The organism is Sphingomonas oligophenolica (genome assembly GCF_039522915.1).
Classification (GTDB): Bacteria; Pseudomonadota; Alphaproteobacteria; order Sphingomonadales; family Sphingomonadaceae; genus Sphingomonas; species Sphingomonas oligophenolica.
On record NZ_BAAAEH010000058.1, the window covers coordinates 18,655 to 28,128 of the forward strand.

Sequence of the window (9,474 nt, forward strand, 5' to 3'; positions counted from 1 at the left end):
TAGAAGAAGTCAGTCTTCCCCGAACTTGGCCTCGACCAGTTCGCACAGCGCGCCAACCGCCTGCTCGGCCCCGTCGCCCTCGGCGCTGATGACGATCGAATCGCCCATCGCGGCGCCGAGCATCATCAGCCCCATGATCGAGGTGCCGGTCACCGAGCCGGCGCCATCCTTTTCCACCGCGACCTCGACCGGCTGGGTCGAGGCAAGGGTCACGAACTTGGCGCTGGCCCGGGCGTGCAAGCCACGCTTGTTGGTAATCAATACGGTACGGCTGATCGGCATCAGGCAGCGGCCTCCCCAAGCACCTCGGAGGCGACCGAGATATATTTCCGGCCCGCCTCGCGCGCGGCGGCGACGGCATCGACCACCTTCATCGATTTGCGCGCCGATTCGAGGCGGATCAGCATCGGCAGGTTGATGCCCGCGATCACCTCGATCCGGCCGCGCTCCATCAGCGAGATGGCCAGGTTCGACGGCGTGCCGCCGAACAGATCGGTGAGCACGATTACCCCGCGCCCGGCATCGACCGCGGCGATCGCCCGCGCAATGTCGGCGCGGCGCGCCTCCATATCGTCGTCGGGGCCGATCGCGATGGTCGCGATCCGCTCCTGCTTGCCGACGACATGCTCCATCGCGGTGACGAACTCCTCGGCGAGGCGCCCGTGCGTGACAAGAACCAGGCCGATCATTGCCCCGACTCTTTTCGCGACTCTTTCATTGCAGACTCAGTCACTGAAAGTCCGTCCCCCTGAGCGATTCCGGCGCCACCCTCCAGCGAGTCCTGGGGTGCCGCGGCAAGATCGCGGTGCGAGACCGTGGGCGAAAATCCTTCGGCGCGCAACCGTGCCGCGACCCGTTCCGCGACATGAACCGAGCGGTGCCGTCCGCCCGTGCAGCCGAACGCGATCGTCACATAGGATTTGCCCTCGGCGCGATAGCGCGGGAGCAGAAGCAGCAGCAGCGACTCGATCTGGCCCAGCGCGGCATCATAGGCCGGGTCCCCGGCGATATAGGCGCTGACGGCGGAATCGAGTCCCGTGCCGGGACGCAGTTCGTCGACCCAGTGCGGATTGCGCAGGAATCGCATGTCGAAAACGAGATCAGCGTTGCGCGGCAGGCCGCGGGCGAAGCCGAAGGAGGTCACCGAGAGGGTCGGCTCGCCGAGTCGCTCGCCCGAAAAGGTGGCGCGGATCTGCTGGGCAAGCTCGTTGCCGGTCATGTTGGTCGTGTCGATCAGCCGGTTGGCGCGGTCGCGAAGCGGCGCGAGCAGTTCGCGCTCGCGGGCGATTCCGTCGCTGGCCGGGCGATCCAGCGCAAGCGGATGGCGCCGCCGCGTCTCGGAATAGCGCCGCTCCAGCTCGCCGCCGGCGCAATCGAGGAACAGGATGCCGATGTCATGGCCGTGCTCTTCGCGGAGTTTCCTGATCCGCTTGAGGATGCGGGCGGCATCGAAATCGCGGGTCCGCGCGCCGATGCCGAGGGCAAGCGGTTGCGACGAGCGTTCGGCGCCCTCGGGCAAGGGCGCGCCGAGCAGCCGGTCGAGCAACAGCAGGGGCAGATTGTCGACGACTTCCCAGCCGAGATCCTCGAGCGTGCGCAGCACGGTCGACTTGCCGGCGCCCGACATGCCCGTCACGAGGAGGATTTCCTTGGGGTCGTGCTTCATGTTGCTCCGTCCAGCAGGTGGCGTAGAGCGAGTTCCACCTTGATCGGGGCTGAATGCTCGCGCGGATCGATCGCGATCTCCGGGATCGGCACCCCGGCAATCATCCGGGTCACGGGTTCGGGAAGACGTTCGAAATGCCCATCAAGCCGCACGATCATCGCCACTGATATGGGCCCGGCATGCGGCAGGGGCAATATGCCCACGCCGCGCACTTCGATCCGCCCGGCGATCGTCGCCGGGGGGCTGGCGAGCAGCAGGCCGTCCGAGCGCGTCAGCAGCGTATAATCGTCGCTGACCAGCACGGCGCCGCGATCGATCAGGCGGAGCGCGAGATCGGACTTGCCGGCGCCCGACGGGCCTTCGAGCAGCACGGCATGCCCGTCGATCGCAACGGTCGAGGCGTGAATCGTCTCGCTCATCGCTGATCGACCAATGGCAGCCGCACCACGAAACGCGCCCCGCTCAGCCGGTCCTCGCGCGATTCGACGGTGATCGCGCCCTGATGCCCTTCGACGATCGTCCGGGCGATGGCGAGGCCGAGCCCCGAATGCTTGCCGAACTCCTCGCCCTCGGGCCTGAGCGTCTCGAAGCGGCGGAACACCTGCTCGCGCGCTTCCTCGGGCACCCCCGGCCCCTCATCCTCGACCCGAACGACAAGGTCGTCGTCCTCGATGACCGCGCTGATCGCGATCAGCCCGCCATCGGGGGAGAAGGAGACTGCATTTTCGATCAAATTCTCGAACACCCGCTCGAGCCGTGCGCCTTCGCCCATCACGATGAGCGACGCGCCGGGCTTGCGATCGAAGCGGATCTCGACGCCGCGCTCGATGCCGCGCGCGGTGCGGGCGTCGAGCAGGGCGGCGATCATCGCGCCGATATCGACTGCCTCGAACTTGGCCCGGCTCAGCTGCGCATCGAGCCGCGACGCCTCGGAAATGTCGGTGATCAGCCGGTCCATGCGGTGGACGTCGTCGCGGACGATCGCGAGCAGGCGCTCCTGCAGTTCGGGATCGCGCACCGAGTTCAGGCCGTCGACCGCCGAGCGCAGGGAGGCGAGGGGGTTCTTCATCTCATGCGCGACTTCGGCGGCGAAGGCCTCGGTCGCGTCGATCCGGGCGCGGAGCGCAAGGCTCATGTCGGAAAGCGCGCGGGCGAGCATACCGACCTCGTCGCGCCGTGAGGGCAGGCGGGGCACCACCACCTCGCGCGCACGGCCGAGCCGCACCCTGACCGCGGCGCGGGCGAGGCGGCGCAGCGGGCGGACGATGGTGCGGGCGAGGAAGAGCGAAAGCAGGATCGAGACGATCGAGACGATCGCCAGCACGACGCTGAGGCGGAAGCGCTCGATCCTGACAACCTGGGTGATGTCGCGGGCGTTGACCGTGGTCATCACCACTCCACCCGTCGGCAGCGCGGCGGCGGCGGTGATCACCGGGGAACGATCGGGCGCGCGCCACACCGTGGCGGGCGCGCCGGCGGCGGTGCGGGCGGTGTGGACATCGGGCCATTCGGACTCGTCGGCCACCTCGCGGTAGAGCGGCGCGCGGGGGGCGCGGACGACCGTGTCGATCACCGCGTCGAGGATTCGGGCGCTCGTTTGCCGCCAATCCTCCTTGTCCGGATCGAGCAGCACGAAGTTGCGCAGGCCGAGCGCGCGGGTGTCGCCGGTCTGCCTGCCCCGTGCATCGAACAGCCTGATTCGCGCGCCGGTGTCGCGCGCGAGCCGCAGGGTGAGCGCGTCGCGCTGCGCTGGCGGCACCGCGCCGAGCGCTTCGGCGATGAGTCGCACCTCGCGGCTCGACTGGGCGACCCTGAAGTCGACGATCCGGCTGCGATAGCTGTCGAGATAGAAGAAGCCGCCCGCGAGCAGCGCAAGCGCGAAGATGTTGACCGCGAGGATGCGCGGCGTGAGCGATACCTGCCCGGACCAGCGCAGCGTCAGCGCGCGGTCGTCACTCCTCGGAGAATCGGTAACCCGCGCCATATAAGGTCTCTATGGCATCGAATTCGGGATCGATCTGCCTGAACTTGCGGCGTACCCGCTTGATATGGCTGTCGATGGTGCGGTCATCGACATAGATATCGTCATGATAGGCCGCATCCATGAGCTGGTTGCGCGTCTTGACGATGCCGGGGCGCTGGGCGAGCGTCTCGAGGATCAGGAACTCGGTGACCGTCAGCGTCACATTCTCGCCGTTCCAGGTCACCCGGTGCCGCGCCGTATCCATGGCGAGGCGGCCGCGCTCGAGGGCGCCGGCGGCACTCTCCTCCTCTCCGGCAGCGCCCGCCTGGGCGAGCTCGGCGCGGCGCAGGATAGCGCGAATGCGGGCGATCAGCAGACGTTGCGAGAAGGGCTTCGAGATATAATCGTCGGCCCCCATCGCAAGGCCGAGCGCTTCGTCGAGCTCGTCATCCTTCGAGGTGAGGAAGATGACCGGTGTCATGTTCTTCTCGCGCAGGCGGCGGAGCAGCTCGAGTCCGTCCATCCGCGGCATCTTGATATCGAAGATCGCGAGATCGGGCGGATTGTCGATCAGCGCCTTCAGCGCCGTCTCGCCATCCGAATAGACTCGGGTGAGGAATCCCTCGGCCTGAAGCGCGATCGAGACCGAGGTGAGGATGTTGCGGTCGTCATCGACGAGCGCGATCGAAGCCGTCATCGGCGGGGGGGCCTTTGCGTTGCGGGAGAACGGACTAGTCGAAAGCGCGGGCGCGCTCAACTCGCGCCTGTTTCTCGGTGGAGTCCTCTCGTGGTATGACAAATTGTCTCGACTGGACATTTGCGCATTTCGGGCGATATGCGCGACTCGCAATCATATAGTCGTATGCGGCATCAGCCGCGCCGCAGATCAGGAGAGAAAAGCCAGTGAGCGATCGCATTCCGGACGCCGGCCTCGAGGCCCAGGGTATTGAGACCCGGGCGACCTTGCACTGGAACCTGGTTACGGCACGCCTCATCGAGGCAGCGGTCGCGCGCGGCGAGGGCAAGCTCTCGGCCGACGGCCCGCTGGTCGTCGAAACCGGCCCGCATACGGGCCGTTCAGCACAGGACAAGTTCATCGTTCGCGACGCCGAGACCGAGAGCACGGTCTGGTGGGGCAAGAGCAACAAGGCGATGACGCCTGAGCATTTCGCCGCACTCAAGGCGGATTTCCTCGCCGAGCTGAAGGACAAGGAAGACCTGTTCATCCAGGATCTGTTCGGTGGCTCGCAGCCGGGGCACCGCGTCCGCGTCCGGATCGTCAACGAACTGGCCTGGCACAACAGCTTCATCCGCACGATGCTGGTCCGCCCCGAGGAGCATGAGCTGCGCGGCTTCGAGGCCGACTATACGATCATCTGCCTGCCGACCTTCCGCGCCGACCCCGCGCGCCACGGTTGCCGCAGCGAGACGGTGATCGCGGTGAACTTCACTGACCGTCTGATCCTGATCGGCGGCACCCGCTATGCCGGCGAGATGAAGAAGTCGGTGTTCAGCCTCCTGAACTATCTCCTGCCGCCCACCGGCGTGATGCCGATGCATTGCTCGGCCAATATCGGCCCCAAGGGCGATACGGCGGTGTTCTTCGGCCTGTCGGGCACCGGCAAGACGACGCTTTCCGCCGACGCCAGCCGCACGCTGATCGGCGACGACGAGCATGGCTGGTCGGACACGGCGGTCTTCAATTTCGAGGGCGGCTGCTACGCCAAGATGATCCGCCTCTCGGCCGATGCCGAGCCCGAGATCTTCGCCACGACCAAGCGCTTCGGCACGGTGCTCGAGAATGTCGTGATGGACAATGTCACGCGCCAGCTCGACCTCCACGACGCCAGCCTTGCCGAGAACAGCCGCGGCGCCTATCCGATCGACTTCATCCCCAATGCCTCGGAAGAGAATATGGGGCCGGTGCCGCGCAACATCGTGATGCTGACCGCCGACGCTTACGGCATCCTGCCGCCGATCTCGAAGCTGACCCCGGATCAGGCGATGTACCATTTCCTCTCGGGCTATACGGCGCGTGTCGCCGGCACCGAGATCGGCGTGACCGAGCCCGATGCGACCTTCTCGACCTGCTTCGGCGCACCCTTCATGGCGCGGCACCCTTCGGTATACGGCAACCTGCTCAAGAGCCGGATCGCCAAGGGCGGCGTGGATTGCTGGCTGGTCAATACCGGCTGGACCGGCGGCAAATACGGCATTGGCCGCCGGATGCCGATCAAGGCGACCCGCGCGCTGCTCAACGCCGCGCTCGACGGCAGCCTGAACAATGCCGAGTTCCGCACTGACCCCAATTTCGGCTTCAAGGTGCCGGTGAGCGTGCCGGGGGTCGATTCAGCGATCCTCGATCCGCGCGAGACCTGGGCGAACAAGGCCGAATATGACGCGACCGCGGCGAAGCTGGTCGACCTGTTCGTCGATAATTTCGCCCAATTCGCGGGCGATGTCGACGAGGGCGTCCTCCAGGCTGCCCCGAAAATGCCCCAGCCCCACAGCGCCGAACCCGCCTGAAACGCCCGGTCATCGATCGGGCCCAACTGAAAGCCCGACCGATGACTGACCTTCCCTATCGCCCCTTCGCCGATGACGCCGCGATCCGCCGGATCGGCGAGGGGCTGCTCGCGCGCACCTTGCCGCGTGCCGACTGGACTCATGAAGCGCATCTCGCGGCCACGCTGTGGCTGGTGCGGGAGCGGCCGGATATCGACGTCGATTCAAGCATCTCCACGATCATTTCGCGCTACAATGAAAGCGTCGGCGGGGTGAATGACGATAGCCAGGGCTATCACGACACGATCACGCGCGCCTTTGTCGCGGGCATTCGACTGCATTTGAGGGGAAGGCCTGCCGACGAGCCGCTCGTCGAGGCAGTGAACGCGCTCCTGGCGAGCCCGCCGGGCAGGCGCGACTGGCCACTCGGCTTCTACAGCCGCACGCTGCTCTTTTCGGTCGCGGCGCGCCGTGAATTCGTCGCACCCGATCTCGCGCCCCTGCCGGCGGTGTGATAGGTAGCGCGGCAACAGGCACGGCAAGGATAGCGTGATGGGATTGCTCGACGGACTGCTCGGCCAGGTGGCTGAAAATGTCGACGTGAAGAATCTCGCGGCGAAGGTCGGCCTGACGCCCGAGCAGATCGAATCCGCCATCACTGCGCTCGGACGGGCGCATGGCGCGCCGGGCGATACCGTAGACACTGCCGCCGCGGCGACCGGGCTTTCGGCCGATAGTTTGCGGCAGATCATCGACCATATCGGCGGCGAGGGCGCTCTGGCCCATTTTGCCGGCCTGCTCGCGGCGCAGGGCGGCAGCGGCATTCTCGGTGAGCTCAGCGACCTCGCGTCGGGGGTGTTCGGAAAGCATTGAGGCTGCGCGCTGGCGATGGGCAGGGGGATCGGATAGAATCGCCCCAATGACAGAAACCGAACAGTATCGCGCGCAGGGCCATGTCGCGCTCAGCGGCCTTTTTCCGCCGCAGATCCTGAACGGCTTATACGAGGCGATGCGCAACGATCTGGGGCTCAGCCAGGCGGGGGCGCGCAAGTTCGTGGCGCGCGGGCCCTTGCTGACCAAGGACGCGATCGAAGTCTACGCGATGCAATATCCGCCGATGCTCACCTTCCTCTGGGGGCTGACGCCGCGCATCGCCCTGGCGACGGGGTGCGAGCTGCTGCCGACCTACGCCTATTTCCGGCTCTATCAGCAGGGCGATGTCTGTCGCGTGCATACCGATCGGCCGGCTTGCGAGCATAGCCTGTCGCTGACCATCGCCTATGGGGACGACAAGCCCTGGGCGCTGTCGGTCGCGACGGTGAGCGATCCCGAGCCGCAGCCGGTTGTCCGGGACGATTTCGGCGACACCCCCTTCGGCTCGGTGGCCATGCTGCCGGGGGACGGGGTCTTGTACCAGGGCATCCACCATCGCCACGGTCGGCTGAACCCCAATCCGAACCAATGGTCGGCCCATCTTTTCCTGCATTGGGTCGATCGCAACGGACGCTACCGGGACCAGGCGTTCGACCGTCCGGCGATCGAGCGGGCGCAGCGCGGCGGCTGACCGGTCGGGCGCGCGGCGCCGCGGCCCTTGCCCTGGCGCCCCTTCAGACCGCCTCGACCAGCAGCACGTTTCCCGCCGCACCGGTGACGCGCATGATCGCGCCGCTCGCCGCATCCGGCCCTCGCGCCGTCCAGGCGCCGTCGCCCACCTTCACCCGGCCTTCGCCAGCCACGATCGGCTCGCACACTTCGACGGTCGTTCCGATCAGCCGGGCGGCGCGGTCGTTGAGGAGGGGGTCCGCGGTCGCCGGTCCGCGGCTGTACCAGCGCCTGCCGAGCCCCACCGCGGCCGCGGTGAACAAGGCGAACAGCAGCGCCTGCAGGATCAGCGGCATGCCCGGCACGATCAGCACCGCGATGCCGGTCAGCGCGGCGCCGGCGGCGAGGAAGATCATGAAGAAGCCGGGCGCGATGATCTCCGCGATGGCGAGCACCAGCGCGGCGGCCAGCCACAGCGGGCCCCAGCTCCAGGCGAGGCCGAGCAAGGTCATTTCGTCCCTCCCTCGAACGGGCCGCGCGGCCGGGCAGGGGCGCGCGGCGGCGCGGGCGGCGACGAGGGGCCAACGCCGCCGAGCGCTTCGCGCGCCAGCTCGCCGATGCCGCCGAGGGTGCCCATCAGCTGAGTCGCCTCGACCGGGAACAGGATCGTCTTGGCGTTGGGCGAGGTGGCGAACTTGCCGATCGCCTCGACATATTTCTGCGCGATGAAATAGTTGATCGCCTGAACGCTGCCGCCCTCGATCGCATCCGAGACCGACTTGGTCGCCGTCGCCTCGGCCTGGGCCGAGCGCTCGCGCGCCTCGGCGTCACGGAAGGCGGCTTCCTTGCGGCCCTCGGCCTCGAGGATCTGCGCCTGTTTGAGGCCCTCGGCGCGGTTGATCTCATTCTGCCGCGCCGCCTCGGATTCGAGGATCGTCGCGCGCTTCTCGCGCTCGGCCTTCATCTGCCGCGTCATTGCGTTGACGATGTCGGCGGGCGGACGGATGTCCTTCAGCTCGACGCGGGTGATCTTCACCCCCCAGGCCTCGGTCGCCTGGTCGACGACATGGAGCAGCCTTGTGTTGATCTCGTCGCGCTTCGACAGGGTCTCGTCGAGGTCCATCGAGCCCATCACGGTGCGCAGATTGGTGGTCGAGAGCTGCATGATCGCGAGATAGAGGTCGCTCACCTCATAGGCGGCCTTGGCTGCGTCGAGCACCTGGAAGAACACGACGCCGTCGACCGCCACCATCGCATTGTCCTTGGTGATGATCTCCTGGCCGGGGATGTCGAGCACCTGCTCCATCATGTTCACGCGGCGGCCGACCCGGTAGAAAAAGGCCGGGTAGAAATTGAGGCCGGGCTTGGCGACGGTGGTGAAGCGGCCGAAATGCTCGATCGTGTAATGATAGCCCTGACGGACCACCTTGATGCTGGTCATGAAGTAGAAGATCACGGCGAGCAGCACGAGACCGGAGATGGTGAGCGTCATGGGCGAAATCCCCCCGATTATTGCCGCGATGCTTGCGGCTGTGGGTGCAGAATAGCAGATCGCCGGGGGCGTTATAGCGAAATGCGACGCCTTAACCGTCATGCCGGACGGTGCCGCAGGAGTCGAACCGTCAGGGCGTGCGGAACGGTGGACCCCGGAACAGGTCCCACTGCTGTCCGGGATTTTATCTGTAGGGGTTGGTGCACGGCAGACAAATCCTGAGGATTCTGCCAAAATCCTGTTGTCGAGACATGGTTTTGGGAGGTCTGCCGTGCCGTTTGCAGCTAGCGCATTTCAGCGGCTTTT

12 protein-coding genes are annotated in these 9,474 nt (G+C 66.7%); 4 read left to right on the plus strand and 8 right to left on the minus strand.

Translation table 11 applies throughout. The features are described 5' to 3' along the window. Nucleotides 1-9: 9 nt before the first annotated feature. The 6 genes from ABD050_RS25515 to ABD050_RS25540 are packed head-to-tail and all read right to left on the minus strand — an operon-like array spanning nt 10 to nt 4,326. Entirely contained in the window at nt 10-282 is a 273-nt protein-coding gene (locus tag ABD050_RS25515) for an HPr family phosphocarrier protein (protein ID WP_343892365.1), read from the minus strand. After that, nucleotides 282-689: a PTS sugar transporter subunit IIA gene (locus tag ABD050_RS25520; RefSeq protein ID WP_343892366.1), complete on the minus strand. Its 408-nt coding sequence runs from the start codon at nt 687-689 to the stop codon at nt 282-284. The genes ABD050_RS25515 and ABD050_RS25520 overlap by 1 nt, the downstream gene beginning before the upstream one ends. Next, complete coding sequence (rapZ, locus tag ABD050_RS25525; RefSeq protein ID WP_343892367.1) at nt 686-1,666, minus strand: RNase adapter RapZ; 981 nt, start codon at nt 1,664-1,666, stop codon at nt 686-688. The genes ABD050_RS25520 and rapZ overlap by 4 nt, the downstream gene beginning before the upstream one ends. After that, entirely contained in the window at nt 1,663-2,085 is a 423-nt protein-coding gene (locus ABD050_RS25530) for an HPr kinase/phosphorylase (protein WP_343892368.1), read from the minus strand. Before ABD050_RS25530 ends, rapZ begins: the two co-directional genes overlap by 4 nt. Then, nucleotides 2,082-3,650, minus strand: a complete 1,569-nt coding sequence (locus tag ABD050_RS25535; protein ID WP_343892369.1) for a sensor histidine kinase — start codon at nt 3,648-3,650, stop codon at nt 2,082-2,084. The genes ABD050_RS25530 and ABD050_RS25535 overlap by 4 nt, the downstream gene beginning before the upstream one ends. Beyond that, nucleotides 3,619-4,326, minus strand: coding sequence for a response regulator (locus tag ABD050_RS25540; protein ID WP_343892370.1), 708 nt, complete (start codon nt 4,324-4,326; stop codon nt 3,619-3,621). The genes ABD050_RS25535 and ABD050_RS25540 overlap by 32 nt, the downstream gene beginning before the upstream one ends. A 206-nt stretch (nt 4,327-4,532) precedes the next feature. Between ABD050_RS25540 and ABD050_RS25545 the strand changes: the two genes are divergently transcribed. From ABD050_RS25545 to ABD050_RS25560, 4 genes are read left to right on the plus strand one after another with little or no spacing between them, the layout of a single operon-like run. Next, nucleotides 4,533-6,155: a phosphoenolpyruvate carboxykinase gene (locus tag ABD050_RS25545; RefSeq protein WP_343892371.1), complete on the plus strand. Its 1,623-nt coding sequence runs from the start codon at nt 4,533-4,535 to the stop codon at nt 6,153-6,155. 41 nt (nt 6,156-6,196) lie between these two features. Further along, complete coding sequence (locus ABD050_RS25550) at nt 6,197-6,649, plus strand: hypothetical protein (protein WP_343892372.1); 453 nt, start codon at nt 6,197-6,199, stop codon at nt 6,647-6,649. Between the two features lie 37 nt (nt 6,650-6,686). Then, complete coding sequence (locus ABD050_RS25555) at nt 6,687-7,007, plus strand: hypothetical protein (protein WP_343892373.1); 321 nt, start codon at nt 6,687-6,689, stop codon at nt 7,005-7,007. A gap of 46 nt (nt 7,008-7,053) precedes the next feature. After that, nucleotides 7,054-7,698: a hypothetical protein gene (locus tag ABD050_RS25560; protein WP_343892374.1), complete on the plus strand. Its 645-nt coding sequence runs from the start codon at nt 7,054-7,056 to the stop codon at nt 7,696-7,698. A gap of 43 nt (nt 7,699-7,741) precedes the next feature. On the opposite strand, the gene ABD050_RS25565 is transcribed toward ABD050_RS25560, so the two are convergent. Then, nucleotides 7,742-8,188: an NfeD family protein gene (locus ABD050_RS25565; RefSeq protein ID WP_343892375.1), complete on the minus strand. Its 447-nt coding sequence runs from the start codon at nt 8,186-8,188 to the stop codon at nt 7,742-7,744. Then, a complete protein-coding gene (locus ABD050_RS25570; RefSeq protein WP_343892376.1) occupies nt 8,185-9,168 on the minus strand; it encodes an SPFH domain-containing protein in 984 nt (327 codons plus the stop codon). The genes ABD050_RS25565 and ABD050_RS25570 overlap by 4 nt, the downstream gene beginning before the upstream one ends. Nucleotides 9,169-9,474: the final 306 nt, after the last annotated feature.

Bases quoted from the DNA above. Each gene is read 5' to 3' on its own strand.
- ABD050_RS25515 (WP_343892365.1), bottom strand. From the start codon at position 282: ATGCCGATCAGCCGTACCGTATTGATTACCAACAAGCGTGGCTTGCAC.
- ABD050_RS25520 (WP_343892366.1), bottom strand. From the start codon at position 689: ATGATCGGCCTGGTTCTTGTCACGCACGGGCGCCTCGCCGAGGAGTTC.
- rapZ (WP_343892367.1), bottom strand. From the start codon at position 1,666: ATGAAGCACGACCCCAAGGAAATCCTCCTCGTGACGGGCATGTCGGGC.
- ABD050_RS25530 (WP_343892368.1), bottom strand. From the start codon at position 2,085: ATGAGCGAGACGATTCACGCCTCGACCGTTGCGATCGACGGGCATGCC.
- ABD050_RS25535 (WP_343892369.1), bottom strand. From the start codon at position 3,650: ATGGCGCGGGTTACCGATTCTCCGAGGAGTGACGACCGCGCGCTGACG.
- ABD050_RS25540 (WP_343892370.1), bottom strand. From the start codon at position 4,326: ATGACGGCTTCGATCGCGCTCGTCGATGACGACCGCAACATCCTCACC.
- ABD050_RS25550 (WP_343892372.1), top strand. From the start codon at position 6,197: ATGACTGACCTTCCCTATCGCCCCTTCGCCGATGACGCCGCGATCCGC.
- ABD050_RS25555 (WP_343892373.1), top strand. From the start codon at position 6,687: ATGGGATTGCTCGACGGACTGCTCGGCCAGGTGGCTGAAAATGTCGAC.
- ABD050_RS25560 (WP_343892374.1), top strand. From the start codon at position 7,054: ATGACAGAAACCGAACAGTATCGCGCGCAGGGCCATGTCGCGCTCAGC.
- ABD050_RS25565 (WP_343892375.1), bottom strand. From the start codon at position 8,188: ATGACCTTGCTCGGCCTCGCCTGGAGCTGGGGCCCGCTGTGGCTGGCC.
- ABD050_RS25570 (WP_343892376.1), bottom strand. From the start codon at position 9,168: ATGACGCTCACCATCTCCGGTCTCGTGCTGCTCGCCGTGATCTTCTAC.